The organism is Billgrantia pellis, from assembly GCF_008297955.1.
GTDB classification, from domain to species: domain Bacteria; phylum Pseudomonadota; class Gammaproteobacteria; order Pseudomonadales; family Halomonadaceae; genus Halomonas; species Halomonas pellis.
This window is the reverse complement of the sequence record NZ_VTPY01000001.1, coordinates 49,619-68,949: the sequence shown is the minus strand read 5'-3', so window position 1 is coordinate 68,949 and position 19,331 is coordinate 49,619. Positions and strand designations below refer to the sequence as shown.

Here is a 19,331-nt window from a genome sequence, read left to right as displayed (position 1 = left end):
GGGGGGCCGCCGGACAAGAGCAAGGGATCATTCAAGGGAACACCTATTCAGATGTGCGCAGCGCAAGGAAGTTCAGGATCGTTGAAAAAAAAGTTGTAACACTTTGTAGCGTCATCACCTGGCCTCAATCGAACTCGATTTCCCAGGGCCTGGGCCGAGACGCTTCGTCCCGGGGAACCCGCACCCAGACGAAGCGGTCGGCATCGAGCCGCCGCTCGCCACTCCAGCGATAGGCCACGAGGCGTCCGAACTTCACCGCGCTGTAATCCAGGCAGGCGATATTGGCCGTCGGCAGGGCCGGAATGCCCTCGCACCAGTAGTGGCCAATGAACAGCGGCGGCTGGTCGAGCCCGTAATGCGGCAGTCGCGCATGTTCGTCCGTGCTCAGCTCGCGCCCTTCCAGAGCGTCGGGCAGGTTGTCGGGCTGAAAGATCACGTCGCCCCAGGTGCGCGGCTCACGCGCCCAGAAGTGAGCGCGGAAGCTATGCCGGGTAAAGCCGTCGCCGGAGTGGATTTTCACTCCCTTGGGCAGCGGTAAATGAACGCCACGAGTCAGACGGTCGAAAACACGATAAGCCAGTGTGTTCGGCGCCACCGACTGCTGCAGAAACGCCTCGTCGACGCGGCCATCCGGGTAGTCGCGGCGTAGCGCATCGATCAATCCCTGGTCCCAGCAGGCATGCACCACGCGAAACGCCGGAAACTCCAGAAACAGCGGGATCTCCCTGAACCAGGCCAGCGTGTCTTCCCATTCGACGGGATGGTCGCGGTACTGATCGAGTGTCTCCTTGATGATGCGATTGTGCCGTGGACTGTGCTCACGCAACCACTCGCGTCCAAGATGGTGCGGTGCACGCTGGCAATAGGCCAGAGCGTTGTACTCATGGTTGCCCATGACGATATGCGCCTCGCCCTCTTCCACCATGCGTCTGGCAATGGTCACCGCCAGCCGAATCCGCGGGCCGCGATCTATCAGGTCGCCGAGGAAGATGGCCCGACGCCGCGGATGGCGGTACACGCCTCCACGCTGGCGGTAGCCGAGCCGTTCCAGCAGGGCTGCCAACGTCGCCCCACAACCATGCACGTCGCCAATCAGATCGTAGCCTTCCACTGCCGCCCGCTTCACATCAATTCCCCAGCCGGTTGCTCCAGCCCAGCTTGCTGCGCAGAACCTCATAGAAGTTATGACCCAGAGGATGGACCAGTTGCACCCGCTGAGGCTTGCGCTTCACGATCAGCACGTCGTCGGGCTTGGCCACGGCACGCGTCTGCCCGTCGCAACTGATATGCGGGTAGGTCTGATTGGTCTCGCCGATATGCACGCGTATCTCACTGGCCGCATCGATGACGATGGGCCGGCTGGACAAGGTGTGGGGAAACATGGGCACCAGCTCGATCACATCCAGCTTGGGATGCATGATGGAGCCGCCTCCCGAAAGCGCATAGGCGGTGGAACCGGTGGGTGTGGCCATGATCAGCCCATCGCTGCGCTGGCTGTAGACGAACTGGTTGTCGATGAACAGCTCGAACTCGATCATGCGCACCGCCTTGCCCGGATGCAACACCACTTCGTTCAAGGCGTCGCCGCTTCCCACTTGGGCGCCATCGCGATAGAGCTCGGCATCGAGCAGGAAACGCTCCTCGACCTCGAAGCGACCGGTCAGCACTTCGCCCACACGCTCCTCGAGCTCGTTCGGTGAAATATCGGTGAGGAAGCCCAGCCGCCCGCGGTTGACACCCAGCACCAAGGTACCACTATGGCATAACGTGCGTGCCGCACCCAGCAGGCTACCGTCTCCTCCCACGACAATTACCAGATCGCAGAGTTCGCCCAGGGTGCGCCGGCTGGCTTCGGGGTGGCCATGGTCGAGCAGCACGGTCGCGGTGCGATCCTCGACGATGACGTGATAGCCCCCTCCATCGAGAAAACGCATCAGTCGCTTCAGTGTATCGACTACCTCGGAACTGCCCAGGCGACCGATCAGACCGATATTCTTGAACCCGCCGTACTGCTCGTGCATGCCCTCGCCCCCCGGATCATGGCCGCTCATTATGGAGGCTGGCCGTGAACCGGGCAAACCGGCTCAGGCGGCAGCAAGCCGGCGGCGACGCAGCCACCATTCGTTGAGTACCAACGAGCCGACGATGATCGCCCCGCCCAACACTAGCCGCGGCAGGTCGGCGTCGCGGTTCCAGATGACCAAATTGACCACCAGGCCAGCCGGGATCAGCGCATTGTTCATGATGGCCAGGGCGCCGGCGTCGACACGGGTCGCCCCCAGGTTCCATAGGAAATAGCCAAGCCCGGAGGCCACCAGCCCCAGCCAGGCGAGCACGCCCCATTGCACACCGTTGCCCGGCAGTGCAGCGGCGCTGCCAAGCAGGATGAAGGCTGGCAGGGCCACGGCCAAGGCCCCTAGGTAGAACCAGGCGAAGACGCTATGACGAGGCAAAGAGGCCGGCAGTGACGCGGACAGGCGACGGTAGCCCACCTGCCCCAGAGCGAAGCAGAAGTTGGCTCCCTGCACCACCAGAAAGCCGAGCCAGAAGCCGCTATCGACGCCATCATAGCGGATCACGGCGGCCCCCAGCACAGCCATGACGGCGGTGAGCAGATAGAACGGCGTGAAGCGACCGAAGAGCGCGTCGTCGAGCAGCGTCACGTAAAGCGGTGTGAAGATGGTGAACAGCAGGACTTCCGGTACCGTCAGCAACAGGAAGGACTGATAGAAGAAAACATACATTATGCCCAATTGCACCGCCCCCAGCCCCATCAGGGCCAGACGCTGGCGTCCGACCAGCAGCGAAGGGCGCAGGAACGGCAGAAACACCAGCGCCGCCAGCGAAACGCGCATCAGCACCGCGAAGTAGCTATCGACCTGGCCCGCCAGGTAAACGCCGATCAGCGAGAAGGAGAAGGCCCAGAGCGCGGTGACGCCGATGAGATAGCCCACGGTTAACCTCTCAATTCATCAAAGTTGACGAGGCATTATACCGGCCAGGGGCCCCGCTTCAATGCACTGCGTGGCGATGCTCGCTTCAAACCCGTGGCGCTGCGGAGTCCATCGCTTCACCAGGCGCAACGACGACACTCTTCCCTCGCGCGTGCCGTGTGGTGGCGAAGTACTCTTCGAGTCGGGCATCTGCCTGGTCGCCGAATAGGATGGTGCACGCCTCGCGCAGGCCCGGCGAGCGACGCATAGCGTCCTCATGCACCACCAGCGCGATCTTCGAGCGACGGCGCAGGAAGTCCTCGAGCCGTGTGACCATCTCGCGCCGCTTGGCATGGCGCAATTCGCAGCGCAGGTACTCGGTGCCCTCGATCAGCACCTCGGCCTGTCGCGGGTCCTCGCGAATCTCCTCGAGCATCTCCAGCGCGTGGGTACCATAGCGCCGCCATAATCGGCTCGAAAGCGGCTCGGAGGCATCGGCGGCGGTCATGTCATCGAGATGCATCAGCTTCGCCTGATGAAGGAGTTCCCGGCGCACCTGATCGGGCGGTTCACCGTACCAGCGATGCTGCGGGTACGGTATCTCGATCCCCATGCCCTCATCCGCTGCGACGATCTCCTCGCCCACGTTGAGGCAGTCGGTGAGCTTGCCACCGAAGATGCTCAGATGGGCATCGCGCTGGTTGAGATCAATGGCATGCTTGCGCGATAGCTGCAGGAAGTCGCGCTCGCCGCCGCCACCGGCCTTGACAGCCAGGGGGCGCACGCCGCAGCGGATGGAGATGATGTCCTGCTTGGCCAGCGGGCTGTCGAGTTCGAGGCGCTTGTTGATATTGTCCAGCACGAAGCGAATGTCGTCTTCGGTGGCCGTCACCTCGGGGTGATCGACGCGGGTGTCGGTGGTGCCGATGCAGGTTCGCGGTCCCATGGGAATGACGAAGAATAGCCGGCCATCGTCGGCGAAGAATGCCAGCACCCGTTGGCTGTCGGTCAGCTGCGGCACGATCAGATGGATGCCCTTGGAATAGACATGGCGATGCTCGGTGGCCTGACCGGTCAAGCCGTTATGCGCATCGACCCAGGGGCCGGCGGCATTGATCAGCACCTTCGAGCGGATCTCGATTTCGCCCCCACCGATCACGTCGCGCGCCCGGGTGAACCAAGAGCCGTCTTTGCGCTCAGCTCCCAGCGACTCGACGTAGTTCACCGCAATGCCGCCATAGTCGAGAGCCCCGCGCACGAAGTTGAAGACGAAGCGGGCATCGTTGTCGTGAAGGTAGGCATCGGAATACTCGAAGCCTCCGATGGCATCGCGGACATCGACGATCGCTTCGCTGTCACGGATCGCTTGGGGCGAGAGGAAGCGCGGTATGCGGGTAAAGCCATTGCCGATTAGCCAGTAGAGCCAGGCACCGGCCCACAGGTAGCGCGGATGATAGCGAAACCCCCGGGGTATAGTGGTAAGGAAACGGATCTCCTGTACCGTGGCGGGATAACTCCTGATCAAGTGGTTGCGGCTCATGCATAGCTTGCGCACCAGCGCGAAGTCGCGGCTCTCCATGTATTTGATACCGCCCCACACCAGGTTGGAAGAGTGCATGCTGGTGCTGCCGGCGAAGTCACCTCGTTCGATCAGGGCGACCCGTACGCCCTTCCCGGCCAGCGCGGCCGCCGAGGCCGCGCCATTGATGCCGCCGCCCACGATGAGGACGTCGAACGCTTCGTTGTCGAGTCTGTCGATGTTGCTGCTGCGCAGTTCCATGTGCGGACCTTTGGCAGACAGAAGCCCCGCTCGGCGAGCGCCGCACGGGGTCTGGATTGACCCGAAAGGGCTACCGGAGACACGCGCTTCATGGGCCCGGCACACGTGTGCCGGGCCTGGACCGAGTCGGACGTCTTGCTCGACGCCAGCTTCTTACTGACGTGTACCGGCAGCCATCCACGCCTCCATCATCTGGTCATAAGGAACGGTGGTCCCCTGCGGCATCTCCTCATCCAGCTTCGCCTTGGGCGAGCCCTCTTGCGACAACCACTCCTCGGGGTCGCGCTCCTCGTTCAACATGGGCGGATAGGATTCGAACACGTTGGCCCGTGCCAGCCGCGCCATGAGGTTATCGAGTTCACCGGCCAGATTGTCGAGTGCCTCCTGGGGCGTGACCTCACCGCTGACGGCCGGCGCCAGATTCTGCCACCACAGCGGCGCCATGCGCGGATAATCGGGCACGTTGGTGGAAGAAGGCGTCCAGTTGGACTCGTTGGGGCTGCGATAGAACTCCACCAGTCCGCCCAGCCTGGGCGCCAGTTCGGTCATCTGGTCGGAGAAGATATCGGATTCGCGTATCGGCGTGAGGCCGGCCATCAGCTTCTCCAGCGAGACCGTCTTGGCGGTGGCGAACTGGGCGAACAGCCACGCCGCGGTGCGCCGATCCTCGGGAGTGGAGTCGAAGAAGGTCCAGGAACCCACGTCCTGGTAACCGACCTTCATGCCCTCCTCCCAGTACGGCCCGGTGGGCGAAGGCGCCATGCGCCACTTGGGCGAACCATCCTCGTGGTTGACGGGCAGGGTCGGATCCGTCATGTCGGCGGTGAAGGTGGTGTACCAGAAAATTTGCTGGGCGATGTTGCCCTGGGCGGGTACCGGACCGGCTTCGCCGAAGGTCATGCCCTGCGCCTCGGGCGGTGCGTACTTGTCCAGCCACTCGACCATCTTGGTCACGGCGAACACCGAGGCCGGCGAGTTGGTCGCCCCACCGCGGCTGACGCTAGCGCCGACCGGACGGCTCTGTTCGTCGACGCGAATGCCCCAATCGTCCACCGGGTTGCCGAACGGTACGCCGGGGCTGCCCATCCCGGCCATGGAGAGCCAGGAGTCATGGAAGCGCCAGCCCAGCGACGGATCGCGGCGTCCGTAGTCCATATGGCCATAGATCCGTTCGCCGTCGATCTCGCCGACATGCTCGGTGAAGAACTCGGCAATCTCTTCGTAGGCGGTCCAGTTGGTAGGGACGCCGAGATCATAGCCGTAGATCTCGCGGAACTGCTCCTGCAGGTCCTCACGCTGGAACCAGTCGTAGCGGAACCAGTAGAGGTTGGCGAACTGCTGGTCGGGCAGCTGATAGATGTTCCCATCCGGCCCGGTGCCGTACTGCAGCCCGATGAAGTCGTCGAGGTCGAGCGTCGGCAGTGTATAGTCGGCCCACTCGTTCTCCATCGCCTCGGTCAGGTTGATGGTGGTGCCGTAGCGGATATGCGTGCCGATGGCGTCCGAGTCGTTGACGTAGCCGTCGTAGATGTTGCGTCCGGTCTGCATCTGGGTCTGCATGTTATCCACCACGTCACCTTCGCCGATGATGTTGTGGGTAACCCGGATGCCGGTCAGTTCCTCGAAGGCCGGTGCCAGCACGTCACGCTCCCAGACGTGGGTGGTGAGCCCCTCGGCGACGGTGTTGATCTCCATGCCTCGGAACGGCTCGGCGGCCTGGGCGAACCACAGCAATTCCTCGATCTGCTCCTCGCGGGAGAGCGTCGAGTTCTGGAAATGCTCGTCGATCAACCGTTCGGCGATCGCTCGAGCATCGTCTGACTGGGCATGCAGGGCGCCGGAGGTGAGCAGGAGACTGCCCGCCAGCGCCGTCAGTTGGATCCTATTGTTCTTCATGTTGACCTCGTTCTGCGTGTGGTCGTCATCCTTGACACGGTTATCGTCCGTACAGCCTTGGTTCAGCCCCAGCGCATCAGCACCAGCAGCCAGAGGAGGGAAATCCCCAGGGCAAACCAAATCGAGAGCTCGGTAAAGCCGACTGTCACCAGGTGGATATAGGCGGCCGAAAGCAAACCGATGAAGAGCCGATCGCCACGGGTCGTGGCGATCGGCAGAAAGCCGCGCCGCTCCACTGTCGGGGAGACCAGCTCCCAGGCCGTCATGCCGAGCAGCATGGCAGCAATAACGGCGAAGAAAATTGCCGTAGGCACGGTCCAGACCATCCATTCCATTTCGGTTTTCTCCCCTTCAGGTGCGACCCAGGGCAAAGCCCTTGGCGATATGGTTGCGCACGAAGTAAACCACCACGATGCCCGGGATGATGGTCAGTACACCGGCGGCGGCCAGCGTGCCCCAGTCGATCCCCGAGGCGGTCGAGGTTCGCGTCATGATCGAGGCAATCGGCTGCGCATTGGTCGCGGTCAGGGTCCGGGAGAGCAGCAACTCGACCCAGGAGAACATGAACAGGAAGAACAGCGTGACCCCGATCCCCGAACGGATCATCGGCAGGAATATCTTCACGAAGAAAGCCGGGAAGCTGTAACCATCGATGTAGGCGGTCTCGTCGACCTCCTTGGGCACGCTGCTCATGAAGCCTTCGAGAATCCATACCGCCAGCGGAATGTTGAAAAGGCAATGGGCCAGCGCCACGGCAACGTGGGTATCGAACAACCCCACCGAGTAATAGAGCTGAAAATAGGGCAGCAGAAACACCGCCGGGGGCGCCATCAGGTTGGTGAGCAACCAGAAGAACAAGTGCTTGTCGCCGATGAATGTGAAGCGGCTGAAGGCGTAGGCGGCGGGCAATGCTACCGAGATGCTGATCAGCATGTTCATGAGCACGTAGGCCAGCGAATTCGCGTATCCCATGTACCAGTTGGCATCGGTGAATATGCCGATGTAGTTGCCCAGGGTGAATTGTTGGGGCCAGAACGAGAAGCTGCCGAGAATCTCGCTGTTGGTCTGGAACGAAATGTTAAGCAGCCAGTAGATCGGCAGCAGCACGAAAGTCAGGTACAGACCCAACAGTATCCGACGACGCCAGCGGGTAGTGCTCGAACGCGCCCGCTGGCGACGCTTGGCGGCTGCCGCGGCCGCCTGCTGGCGTACGCTCGCGGGTGTGGTAGGCAAGGAACCGGTCATGTCAGGCCTCTCCCTGGGGCGTTGCATCTTTCTGGCTATTCATGATCGCGGTGTAGAACACCCAGCAGACCAGCAGGATGACGAGGAAGTAGATCAGCGAGAACGCCGCCGAGGGCCCAAGATCACGCTGGCCAATGGCCATGGTGGTCAGCGTCTGGCTGAGGAAGGTCGTGGAGCTGCCTGGCCCGCCGCCGGTGAGCACGAACGGTTCGGCATAGATCATGAAAGAGTGCATGAAACGCAACAGCACCCCGATCACCAGTACGTTGGTGAGCTTGGGCAACTGGATGTAGCGGAAAACGGCCCAGCGCGAAGCGCGGTCGATGCGCGCCGCCTGATAGTAGGCGTCAGGAATCGCGCGCAGGCCGCTGTAGCACAACAGGGCGATCAGCGGCGTCCAGTGCCACACGTCCATGAGGATGATCGTGGCCCAGGCGTCCGTGGGGTTGCGGGTAATGTTGTAGGCGTAACCCAATTCGCGGATACCTACGCCCATCAGCCCGATGTCGCCTCGGGTGAAGAGCTGCCAGATGCTGCCCACCACGTTCCAGGGAATCAGCAGCGGTAGCGTAATCAGTATCAACACCGTGGAGGCTTGCCAGCCACGCTTGGGCATCAACAGCGCGATGCCGATGCCCAGCGGCACCTCGATCGCCAGGATGGTGAAGGAGAAAGCGAACTGGCGCAGCAGCGCCGCCTGCAGAGAACGATCGTTGAGAATGGCCTCGAACCACTCGGTGCCGGTGAAAAAGCGCGTATGGGCGTCGAACACGTCCTGTACCGAGTAGTTGACCACCGTCATCAGTGGAATGATGGCCGAGAAAGCCACCAGCAGGAGCATGGGGAGGATCAGAAGCCACGCCCGGTTGTTCTGGACCTTGTTCATTTCCCCACCTCCACGCGGAACTCATCGATGTACAGGTTCAGTTGGGTTTCGGGAAAACGGACGTGGGCGATGCGCTCCGGCTGAGGCTGCCCCTCCGCCACCCGGGCGCGAAGCGTCTCGCCGGCAAAGGTGAACGACACGATTCGATAGGTACCGAGATCCTGCGTCATCTCGATCTTCACCTCGTAGGTGTCGCCTCCGGGCGCGTCCGTGATTTCTACGAACTCGGGGCGGATGCCCAGCTTGAGATTGCGCGAACGGGTCTGATGGAGAACATCCAGCATGGCCGGCGGTAGAGATAGGTCGACGGTACCGGCTCGCGCGCCCCCGTCGGTGCGCGCAATCTCGATGAAGTTCATGCCGGGGCTGCCGATGAAGTAGCCGACGAAGGTATGGGCGGGAGTCTCGAACAGCTCGCGCGGAGTGCCGAACTGCACCACCTGGCCCTCGTACATCACGGCGATCTTGTCGGCGAAGGTCGAGGCCTCGAGCTGATCATGGGTTACGTAAATCATGGTGATATTGAAGCGCTCGTGGATCTCCTTGAGCTTGCGCCGCAGCTTCCACTTGAGCTGTGGATCGATCACCGTGAGCGGTTCGTCGAAGAGAATCGCCGAGACGTCGTCCCGCACCAGGCCACGCCCCATGGAGACCTTCTGCTTTTCATCGGCGGTGAGGTTGCGGGCCTTGCGCTTGAGCAGCGAGGCGAGATCGAGGATAGCGGCCACTTCGCTGACGCGCTCGCGCACCTTGGTTTCGGGGGTCCCCACGTTGCGCAGCGGGAAGGCCAGATTGTCGTACACGGTCATGGTGTCGTAGACCACCGGGAACTGGAACACCTGGGCGATATTGCGCGCTTCGGGTGGCAACTCGTTGACCACCTGGTCATCGAACATCACCTGGCCATCGGAAGGCGTGAGCAGGCCCGAGATGATGTTGAGCAGCGTCGACTTGCCGCAACCGGACGGCCCCAGCAACGCATAGGCGCCGCCCTGCTGCCAGACATGATCCATCTCCCGAATGGCGTAATCCTCGGGGCCGACGGGATGGGATGCGTAACTGTGGGCCAGCGACTTGAGTGTGATCTGGGCCATCAGCGCGCTCCTGGGCGTGCGGGAATGTGCACGACGTCACCATGTCGATCGAAGGCATAGATCTTGTGGGTCGGAAAATAGACCTTGATCTCCTGATCGACGGAAAACGGATGGATACCGGCCAGGTGCAGCACCAGATGGAAGCGTTCGTTATGGACGTGCAAAAAGGTTTCCGACCCACTGATCTCGGCAATATCGACCTTCATCTTCAGTTCCAGGTCGTCCTGTGCCTGAGGCGCTAGCCCGATGTGCGAGGCACGCACGCCAAACTGGTACTGGCCCGGCGTCAGGCTCGCCAGATCCCGATTGAGCGGAAAATGAACGTCGTGGTCGAAGGTGACCTCCGAGCCCGATACCATCGCCGGCACCACGTTGATCGGCGGTTCGGAGAACATTTCGGCGGTGAGGACGTCGCGCGGCCGGTGATAGACGTCCTCGGTGGGGCCGTACTGCAGCAACCGCCCTTCGTGCAGCACCGCGGTATACCCCCCCAGCGCTAGCGCCTCGTTGGGTTCCGTGGTGGCGTAGACGGCGATGCAATTGCGCGCCTTGAAAAGTTCGCGCAGCTCTTCACGAAATTCCTCGCGCAGCTTGTAATCGAGGTTGACCAGCGGCTCGTCGAACAGAATCAGATCGGCATCCTTGACCAGCGCCCGCCCCATGGCGGTACGCTGCTGCTGCCCACCGGAGAGTTCCGCGGGATAGCGTTCGAGTAGAGGCTCTATGTGCAGCATGCTGGCCGTCTCGTGGACTCGCTGGCGAATCTCCTCGCGTGGCACCCCCGCCAGCTTGAGCGGCGATGCGATATTGTCGTAGACCGTAAGGCTCGGATAGTTGATGAACTGCTGATACACCATCGAGACGTTGCGCTTGCGTACCGATTTGCGCGTCACGTCCTCGCCATGCATCAGCACCCGGCCACGGGTCGGCGTCTCGAGGCCGGCCATGATACGCATCAGCGTCGTCTTGCCGGCCAATGTCCGGCCAAGCAGGACGTTGAAGGAGCCGGGCTCCAGCTCGAGGTTGATTCCCTCGATATGGCTGGTGCCATTGATCACGTGGTCGATGTTTTCAAGTCTCAGTGACATGCTGAACTCTTTGTCATCGTTATTGAGTCATCGCAGACCGCCATGCAGCGATGGCGAACCGCCAAATCGGCCAGCGACAGGCCGCCGAGCAGAATGGACCGAACGTTGGAGGGGATCGAACGGTGGGTAAGACATGTGCCTCGTCCTGATTATTGTTATCGGTGGCTGAGGATAACGGTACCGATTCAACGAACAGGAACACCTCAATGTTCGTTTGCAATCATTTGATACAGAAAATGTTCGTTTTCGATAGCGAGACTAGTCCAAGGCTGCGCCGGTGGGCAACGCCAATGTTCGGATTCGGTTTTATACCTTGGTATAAGCCGGGCGCCGCCATACAAATCGCCGCTGCGAGCTTCAGCATAGCGACTCGTTGGTCAGGCTGCGCTTTCGCTTCGCGCATGATTTCGTTTGCGAATAGGTTTCGCTCCGAAACGAGCGAGGACTTGGCTCGGTGTGGCCGATCGCGAGGTAGCCGGCCACGACAGGTAGAGAGGTTATGCCCCGGGCGCTCAGCGTAGGACGCGCCCGAGCCATCGCCAGGCATGCACGATTCCGGGAATCCAACCCAGCAGAGTGAGAAGCAGATTGATGGCGACGTTACGCCCAGCGCCCCCTGAAAGCCCCACGGCCAGGGGCGGCATCAGGATAGCCAACCCTCTGAGAGAGAAACGCAACACCGGCGACGCTGCCCACGCCCTATGGGCCGGCACCTCCGAGGTGGGGAGCGCTTCAATCGGCTGGGCGGCAGCGGGGTCGGCACTCGGCTCGTAGTGCTGAACCGACGTGTCCGCTATCCGCCCATTCTCGTCGCTTTCCGATTCGCGGCGATGCGCCTGGCGATCGATTTTTTGTTCGATGGTCCCGGCATCTTCGGCCAGTTCGTCGTGGTAACGCTCCCAATCCTCCCAATCGTAGGGCGTGCCGGCATGCGGACGGTGTTCGCCCGACTGGCGAGCGCGTTCCCAGGCTTTTTCCTCGAGCGTGTTGGGGCGCTCTTCATCGCGCTTGCCATCGAGCCCTTTCCTCGCCAAGTACTCGCGCGCATCCATACGTTCTCCTTTGCTTCAAGACGAAACGCCACCCTGACAATGCCATACCTTGCCTTTGGAGCCAGCAAGCCTGGATCAGGTTCCGACTGGCGGCGCCAGTCCATAGCGTTAGCTGCCAGTTTAGTGTCATTCATAGAATCGCTGACGGCTCGGCTATGCTGGAGTTGTCCCGCCAAGGCGATCGAACAAGGAGATGCGCCATGCTCAATAGGGCCCCGACCATCGTTCGAGAGATCATGTCCCGCGATTGTTACCGAGTGACCGGCACCACCTCAATCATCACCCTGGCCGAGGGGTTGGCACTGCATCGCCTGCCCGGCGTCCCGGTCGTCGACCATCACGATCAGCTGATCGGCTTCATTTCCGAACAGGACGTGATGGGCAAGCTTCTGCAGAGTGCCTATCTCAATGACGAAGCGCCTCTGGTCAGGGAGCTCATGCGCAATGAAGTGCTTTCGGTTTCTCCGACCAAGAGCATCACCGACCTGGCCCAGGAGATGCTCAGTGGCAACAAGCCCAAGGTCTATCCGGTTACCGAACAGGGTCGCCTTTGCGGCATCGTCACACGACGGGATGTGCTGACCGCCATTTTGCGCATGCGTTATCTATGAGTCTCTCCTAGGCTAGGACATACCGACCGATAGCACCCGGCCGTGCCGGGTGCAGCACCGTCCCCCTCTCGTCAACGGCGCACGCCGCCCTAACGCCGACCTGCCGCAGCCCTACGACAAACGAAAAGAAGCCGCCACATGCAGGGCATGGGCGGCAAGATCGAAACTGCGAGCCAGAACAACAGTGTTAGCGACTGCCATCGCGCTGTTGCCTGTATCAGATAAGACAGCATCAAGCAAAAAAGTTCGCCAGTCCTTCAGAATTTTTTTCACGCCGCTACGGCGGCGTGCCGCTCACCCTTGGACACAGCGGACGCCGCCCTCGCGCAAGGCTTGACGGCACGCCAGAAAAGGATAGTGAAATCCGAAAAACAAGGCGTTATCCCTAGTCGAAAGGAAAAAGCGCGAGCCGGCTTGCAAAGCTCAAGCCCTTGGTTCTACTATCGAAACCGCCTTGCGGGTGTAGCTCAATGGTAGAGCAGAAGCTTCCCAAGCTTAAGACGAGGGTTCGATTCCCTTCACCCGCTCCATTCGTGATCGGCACGATCCGGCATTGGCAAGGCCTTCGCGCCCCACCTCCCAGGCTTTCGCATGGCGCTCTATCTGCTTATCTTCGCTGTCTGCCTGCTCGTCGTCGGCGGGACGGTACTCATCCTGCTGTTCTCGCGCACGCCGCGCTATCGCACCGAGCCTGGGCAACTGCTGGCGCTGTTCGACAAGGCGTTGAGAAACGAGGTCACCTCGACCGAGTGGAACATCGTCATGAACTACCCGATCCGTCACGATGACTATCTGGAAGGCGTGAGACGCCGCGCCCAGCATGTGATGCAGGAGCATGGGCGCCATTGGCAGATCGCCCAGGGCAAGCCGCTGCTCAACGACGCCGGGCGCAAGGAACTGGCTGCACTGCGCGACCACCTGGAGGCACACCATCGTCTCCGCCAGCGTCGACGCGGCTCGAACGAGTCCTGACGTCGCAGTGAGTGTGATATCCTCGCCGAGTCGGATTGCCAGGCGGGAGAGACTCATGCCCAGCGTCATACGTCAGATTCCCCTCGACACCGCCACCCAGCATCATGCCCACGACTTCCACCAGATCGTGATCGGCCTGCAGGGTCAGGCTGAGTTCGAGATAGAAGGTCTGGGCGGTGCCATTTCCGCTTTCTCCGGCTGCATCGTGCCGGCCAACCACGTGCATTACTATGTCGGCCAGGGCGAGAATCGCCAGCTCATTTTCGACCTTCCCGCTGATGCGCCCTCACTCACCGGCTATCATCACGAATTATCGCGTCTGTTCGACGCCCCCCGTTTCTTCGCCTTGGACAAGCCTCTTGAGCAGTATCTCGACTTCCTGCTGCTCGAAGCCGGTAACGGGCAGGGCCTCAGTGCCATCCAGAGCGATCGCCTAGCCGCCACGTTCCTGGGCTGTCTGCATGCCCGGCTCGGCGGCCCTGCGCCGCCCCCGTCACGTCGGCTCGACCTGACCCGACTCGATCGCTTCATTGACCAGCACCTGGCCAGCCCGATTGCGGTAGCCGATCTCGCGCGACAGGCCTGCCTCAGCGAGGCGCATTTCCGCAGCCGCTTTCGCCGCCAAACCGGCCTCTCACCCTGGCAGTACGTTCGGCGCCGACGCCTGGAGGCGGCTCGTCGTCTGCTCGAAGAAAGCCGCTTGCCTCTCTCGCAGATCGCGGTGACAACCGGGTTCGCGCACCAGAGCGCGCTATCCCATGCTTTCCGCAACGTCTACGGCTGCCCTCCAAGCCAGCTGCGCCGCGCGTCGCTGGAAAGCGCCATGCCGATACCAAACCGACTAGAACATACGACTTAAGTCTAATTCGCAATCCCCATATGGCAATCTACCGCGAAATCGATAAGTCAAGCATCGGTTTTCGCAAGCAGCCTCCCTCATCCCGCCCTACAGTCTAGAAAGACAACCATGCTCGGGCAGTCCGCCCGGAGCATGGCGATTGCCGTTTCAGGACGGGTGACACATCCAGGGGATTCCCATGCTCAACGCCAATACAATGCTGGATGCTGCTGCCTGGCAGCAGGATCTCGACACGCTTTTCGCCCGTATCAGCGAACACTACGTGGTCGAGGAAGACGCCTTCGTCCAAGAACTGGTCAACGTGCTGAGCGCTGACCCGGAAGATTTCAGCCGCATCGCCAGCAAAACCGCCGAACTGGTGCGCGAAGTGCGTGAAATGGACACGGCCGTCGATACCATCGACGAGTTGCTGCAGCAGTACAGTCTCGATACCCACGAAGGCCTGATGCTGATGTGCCTGGCCGAGGCGATGCTGCGCATTCCCGACAAGGCCACCGCCGATGCGCTGATCGAGGACAAGCTCGGGCCCGCCGACTGGAAGGCCCACATGGGCCAGAGCGAATCCTGGCTTGTCAACGCTTCGACCTGGGGCCTGCTGATGACCGGGCGCGTCGTCACACTCGACAAGCCGCGCGACGGCAAGCCCACGACCTTCATCAACCGCCTGGTCAACCGCATGGGCGAACCCGTGATCCGCCGCGCCATGTACGAGGCGATGAAGATCATGGGCAGGCAGTTCGTGCTCGGCCGCGACATCGACGAGGCACTGAAGCGCTCGAAGCCGCTATTCGACAAGGGTTACACCTACTCCTACGACATGCTGGGCGAAGCGGCACGCACGCGCACCGATGCCAAGCGCTACTTCGATGACTACGCCCGGGCCATAGAGCGCGTCGGCAACACCAGCCGCACACTGACCGACCGCACGCCGGCCCCCTCCGTGTCGATCAAGCTTTCGGCCCTGCATCCGCGCTACGAATTCGGCCGCCGCGAGCAGGTGCTGCGTGAGTTGGTCGGCAGCGTACGCGAGCTGGCCGCCATGGCGCGCGAGCGCGGCGTGGCGTTGACCATCGATGCCGAGGAAGTCGATCGTCTGGAGCTGTCGATCGAGGTCTTCCGCGCCATCTACGAAAGTGACACCTGCAAGGGCTGGGGCCACTTCGGCCTGGTGGTGCAGGCTTATTCCAAGCGCGCGCTGCCGGTACTGCACTATCTCAACCGGTTGGCCGAACGCCAGGGCGACGAGATTCCTTTGCGTCTGGTCAAGGGCGCCTATTGGGATAGCGAGATCAAGGAGTCGCAGCAGCTCGGCGTGGAAGGCTATCCGGTCTATACCCGCAAGGCCTGCACTGACGTTGCCTACCTGGTCTGCGCCCGTTTCCTACTCTCGGACCAGACGCGCGGGCGCATCTTCCCCCAGTTCGCCACCCATAACGCGCACACCATCACCACCATTCTCGAGATAGCCAACGAAGCGACACGGCCATTCGAATTTCAGCGTCTGCATGGCATGGGCGAGGCCCTTTACGATGCGGCGCTAAAGCGGGCCCCCAGGGGCACCTACTGCCGTATCTACGCGCCGGTGGGCGCACACAAGGATCTGCTGCCCTATTTGGTGCGTCGTCTGCTCGAGAACGGCGCCAATTCCTCTTTCGTGCACCAACTGGTGGATCCCAAGGTGCCGGTGGAATCCCTCTGCGTGCACCCGGTCGAGACGCTGGCGCAATACCGCACCTTCTCCAACCCACGCATCCCTCTGCCTCGCGACATCTACGGCGAGACGCGGCTCAATTCCAGAGGCATCAACCTCAACGTGCGCAGCCACTACGAGCCGTTGATGAAGGCCATGGCGGGTTTCATGGAGCGCAGCTATGACGTCGGCCCGCTGCTCGCCTTCGAGGTGGAACGCGACCCGACCAATATCCATGAGGTATGCAGCCCCTACGACCGCCGCCAGCGCGTTGGCAGTGTCCAGTGGACCACCCGCGACCAGGCCTCCCGCGCGCTGGATGCCGCCTGGGCCGCCTTCCCCCGCTGGGAAGCTACCCCGGTGGCCGAGCGCGCCGCCATTCTCCGCCGCCTGGGCGACCTGATGGAAGAGAACATGGCGGAGCTGATGACGCTGTGTTCGCGCGAAGGCGGCAAACTGCTCACCGATGGTGTCGACGAGATCCGCGAGGCGGTGGATTTCTGCCGTTACTACGCCATGCGTGCCGAGGAGCAATTCGGCGAGCCAACTCACCTGCCCGGCCCCACCGGCGAATCGAACCAGCTGATGCACAACGGCAAGGGCGTGTTCGCCGCAATCAGCCCGTGGAACTTCCCGGTTGCGATCTTTTGCGGCCAGATGGTGGCGGCCGCAGTCGCGGGTAACACCGTGTTGGCCAAGCCCGCCGAGCAGACTTCCATCGTCGCCCACCGCGTGGTCGAGCTACTTCATGAAGCCGGCATGCCACGCGATGTGGTCCAGCTGCTTCCGGGCGACGGTCCTACCGTAGGTAGCGTGCTCAGCTCCGATCCGCGGATTACCGGGGTCGCCTTCACCGGTGGCACCGATACCGCCCAGACCATCAACCGCGCTCTGGCGGCACGCGACAATGCCCCCCTGCCGGCGCTGATCGCCGAAACGGGCGGCATGAATGCCTTGATCGTCGACTCCACCGCCCTGCCGGAACAGGTAGTCGCCGACGTGATTCAGTCCGCCTACCAGAGTGCCGGACAACGCTGCAGTGCCCTGCGGGTGCTTTACCTGCAGGACGACGTGGCCGACCGGGTCATCGACATCCTGCGTGGCGCCATGGACGAGCTACACGTGGGCGATCCACGCGACCTGGGTACAGATGTCGGCCCCGTGATCGACGAGGATGCACGCGCAAGCCTGATGGCGCATATCGAGCGGCTCAAGAGCGAGGGACGCCTGCTGGCCGAGACCCGTATGGATCCAGCCCATACCGACTCCGGTACATTCGTGCCCCCGGTGGCCTTTCATATCGACGGGATCGATGTCCTGGAGCGAGAGCAATTCGGCCCCGTGTTGCATATCGTGCGCTACAAGGCCAGCGAGATCGAACGCGTGCTCGAGACCATCAATGCCAAGGGCTACGGGCTGACGTTTGGCGTCCATAGCCGCAACGAATCCTTTGCTCAGTTGGTCGCGCAGAAGATTCGTGTTGGTAATGTGTACATAAACCGGAATATCATCGGCGCCGTCGTGGGCGTACAACCGTTCGGCGGGCAGGGTCTATCGGGTACCGGCCCCAAGGCCGGTGGGCCGCATTACCTGCTGCGCTTCGCCACGGAGAAAACGGTGACCGTCAACACCGCCGCCCTGGGCGGCAATGCGTCACTGCTTGCGCTGGGAGACGAGTGACCGCACTCGTCTGTTACCACAACAACATTGAAGGAACCCCCAATGGTTCAGAATAACATGGCTATCGGTTTCACCTTCGTGGTGTATCTCATCGTAATGCTGGGCATCGGTATCGTTGCCTATAAGCGCACCACCAACCTGTCCGACTATATACTCGGCGGACGCACGCTCGGCCCGTGGACCTCAGCGATCTCCGCCGGGGCGTCGGATATGTCGGGCTGGCTGTTACTGGGTCTGCCGGGCGCCGCGTATGTCAGTGGGATTTCGGCGAGTTGGATCGCCGTGGGCTTGCTGATCGGGACCTGGCTCAACTGGCTGATCGTGGCGCGCCGTCTGCGGCTCTATAGCTTCAAGGTGAGCGATGCCCTGACGCTTCCCGAGTACTTCGCCAACCGTTTCCGCGACAAGTCGCAGCTGCTGCGGGTGATCTCGGCGGTCTTCATTCTGCTGTTCTTTCTCTTTTATACCAGCTCCGGCCTGGTCGCCGGTGGCCGGCTTTTCGAGACGGTGTTCGGCTACGATTACAGCGTAGCGGTGACCATCGGTACCATTGCGGTCATCTCCTACACTTTCTTCGGCGGCTTCCTGGCGGTTTCCTGGACCGACCTCATCCAGGGCCTGATGATGGCCGCGGCGCTGGCAATCGTGCCGATCGTCGCCTTCGGCGACCTGGGTGGCATGGACGGTGCGGCTGCGGCATTGGCTGCCGAGAGTGAATACATGCTCTCCTGGTTCCGCGATGCCTCCACCGGCGAGGCGCTGACGGCAATCGGCATCATCAGCTCGCTGGCATGGGGCCTGGGCTACTTCGGTCAACCGCACATTCTGGCTCGCTTTGCCGCCATCCGCAGCGACGGCGATATTCCCGCTGCCCGCCGCATCGCGGTCAGTTGGACCGCCCTCGCGCTTGTCTGCTCGGTGGCAGTCGGTCTGCTCGGCGTGGGCTTCGTGCAGCGCGACCTGGCCGACGGCGAGACCGTCTTCATGGTCATGGTCAACCTGATCTTCCACCCGGTGATCGCTGGCATCCTGCTCGCCGCCATCCTTGCCGCGATCATGTCCACCGCCGATTCACAGTTGCTGGTCTCCTCCTCGGCATTGACCGACGACTTCTACAAGGCGATTTTCCGCAAGGATGCCAGCCAAACCGAGCTGGTCTGGGTCGGCCGTTTCGCCGTCATCGCCATTGCCGTCTTCGCCTACCTATTGGCGCTTAACCCAGACTCCACGGTCCTGGATCTGGTTGCCTATGCATGGGCCGGCTTCGGTGCCGCCTTCGGTCCTGCGCTGATCATGTCGCTCTACTGGCGACGCATGAACAAGTGGGGCGCCCTGGCCGGTATCGTGGTAGGCGGTGTGACGGTCGTCGTCTGGGCAGAGCTGTCCGGTGGCATCTTCGATCTCTATGAGATCGTCCCGGGCGTTATCCTGGCCTACATTGCTATTGTTGTGGCCAGCCTGGCCACGGAGGAACCCGACCTCAAGGTAACCGCCGACTTCGATACTTTCGAAGAAGCGTAACCGAGGCAGGCCAGTGACGGAGCC

General features: G+C 62.0%; 16 protein-coding genes and 1 tRNA gene. 6 read left to right on the top strand and 11 right to left on the bottom strand.

The annotated features are described in order from the left end of the window. Positions 1 to 124: 124 nt before the first annotated feature. From F0A17_RS00355 to F0A17_RS00305, 11 genes are all read right to left on the bottom strand, one after another. Positions 125 to 1,111, bottom strand: coding sequence for a metallophosphoesterase (locus tag F0A17_RS00355; protein ID WP_149326935.1), 987 nt, complete (start codon positions 1,109 to 1,111; stop codon positions 125 to 127). Positions 1,112 to 1,127: 16 nt separating this feature from the next. After that, the gene (locus tag F0A17_RS00350) at positions 1,128 to 2,021 is read right to left on the bottom strand and encodes an NAD(+) kinase (RefSeq protein ID WP_149326375.1); all 894 of its coding nucleotides are present in this window, start codon (positions 2,019 to 2,021) and stop codon (positions 1,128 to 1,130) included. Positions 2,022 to 2,084: 63 nt separating this feature from the next. Continuing rightward, positions 2,085 to 2,954: a carboxylate/amino acid/amine transporter gene (locus tag F0A17_RS00345; RefSeq protein ID WP_149326374.1), complete on the bottom strand. Its 870-nt coding sequence runs from the start codon at positions 2,952 to 2,954 to the stop codon at positions 2,085 to 2,087. 85 nt (positions 2,955 to 3,039) lie between these two features. Further along, the gene (locus tag F0A17_RS00340; protein ID WP_149326373.1) at positions 3,040 to 4,713 is read right to left on the bottom strand and encodes a glycerol-3-phosphate dehydrogenase/oxidase; all 1,674 of its coding nucleotides are present in this window, start codon (positions 4,711 to 4,713) and stop codon (positions 3,040 to 3,042) included. Between the two features lie 153 nt (positions 4,714 to 4,866). Further along, positions 4,867 to 6,609 carry an ABC transporter substrate-binding protein gene (locus F0A17_RS00335; protein ID WP_149326372.1) on the bottom strand — a complete coding sequence of 581 codons (1,743 nt, stop codon included), beginning with the start codon at positions 6,607 to 6,609 and terminating at the stop codon, positions 4,867 to 4,869. Positions 6,610 to 6,671: 62 nt separating this feature from the next. Then, complete coding sequence (locus F0A17_RS00330) at positions 6,672 to 6,944, bottom strand: DUF2160 domain-containing protein (RefSeq protein WP_149326371.1); 273 nt, start codon at positions 6,942 to 6,944, stop codon at positions 6,672 to 6,674. A 16-nt stretch (positions 6,945 to 6,960) separates the two neighbouring features. After that, positions 6,961 to 7,854: a carbohydrate ABC transporter permease gene (locus F0A17_RS00325; RefSeq protein WP_223111481.1), complete on the bottom strand. Its 894-nt coding sequence runs from the start codon at positions 7,852 to 7,854 to the stop codon at positions 6,961 to 6,963. A gap of 1 nt (position 7,855) precedes the next feature. Continuing rightward, complete coding sequence (locus F0A17_RS00320) at positions 7,856 to 8,740, bottom strand: carbohydrate ABC transporter permease (protein ID WP_149326370.1); 885 nt, start codon at positions 8,738 to 8,740, stop codon at positions 7,856 to 7,858. Further along, positions 8,737 to 9,834 (bottom strand): ABC transporter ATP-binding protein, encoded by a 1,098-nt coding sequence (locus tag F0A17_RS00315; RefSeq protein WP_149326369.1) that lies wholly within the window; start codon positions 9,832 to 9,834, stop codon positions 8,737 to 8,739. The genes F0A17_RS00320 and F0A17_RS00315 overlap by 4 nt, the downstream gene beginning before the upstream one ends. Beyond that, a complete protein-coding gene (locus tag F0A17_RS00310) occupies positions 9,834 to 10,922 on the bottom strand; it encodes an ABC transporter ATP-binding protein (protein ID WP_149326368.1) in 1,089 nt (362 codons plus the stop codon). The genes F0A17_RS00315 and F0A17_RS00310 overlap by 1 nt, the downstream gene beginning before the upstream one ends. A gap of 512 nt (positions 10,923 to 11,434) precedes the next feature. Continuing rightward, positions 11,435 to 11,974, bottom strand: coding sequence for a YqaE/Pmp3 family membrane protein (locus F0A17_RS00305; protein ID WP_149326367.1), 540 nt, complete (start codon positions 11,972 to 11,974; stop codon positions 11,435 to 11,437). Positions 11,975 to 12,174: 200 nt separating this feature from the next. Here F0A17_RS00305 and F0A17_RS00300 point away from each other — a divergent pair, with 200 nt between their 5' ends. The 6 genes from F0A17_RS00300 (at position 12,175) to putP (ending at position 19,307) form a co-directional block, all read left to right on the top strand. Continuing rightward, a complete protein-coding gene (locus F0A17_RS00300) occupies positions 12,175 to 12,585 on the top strand; it encodes a CBS domain-containing protein (RefSeq protein WP_149326366.1) in 411 nt (136 codons plus the stop codon). Positions 12,586 to 13,041: 456 nt separating this feature from the next. After that, positions 13,042 to 13,115: transfer RNA gene (locus F0A17_RS00295), tRNA-Gly, on the top strand. A gap of 61 nt (positions 13,116 to 13,176) precedes the next feature. Next, complete coding sequence (locus F0A17_RS00290; protein ID WP_149326365.1) at positions 13,177 to 13,557, top strand: hypothetical protein; 381 nt, start codon at positions 13,177 to 13,179, stop codon at positions 13,555 to 13,557. A gap of 55 nt (positions 13,558 to 13,612) precedes the next feature. Continuing rightward, positions 13,613 to 14,416 carry an AraC family transcriptional regulator gene (locus tag F0A17_RS00285; RefSeq protein ID WP_149326364.1) on the top strand — a complete coding sequence of 268 codons (804 nt, stop codon included), beginning with the start codon at positions 13,613 to 13,615 and terminating at the stop codon, positions 14,414 to 14,416. A gap of 178 nt (positions 14,417 to 14,594) precedes the next feature. Beyond that, entirely contained in the window at positions 14,595 to 17,786 is a 3,192-nt protein-coding gene (gene putA, locus F0A17_RS00280) for a bifunctional proline dehydrogenase/L-glutamate gamma-semialdehyde dehydrogenase PutA (RefSeq protein ID WP_149326363.1), read from the top strand. 42 nt (positions 17,787 to 17,828) lie between these two features. Continuing rightward, complete coding sequence (gene putP / locus F0A17_RS00275; RefSeq protein WP_149326362.1) at positions 17,829 to 19,307, top strand: sodium/proline symporter PutP; 1,479 nt, start codon at positions 17,829 to 17,831, stop codon at positions 19,305 to 19,307. Positions 19,308 to 19,331 lie beyond the last annotated feature (24 nt).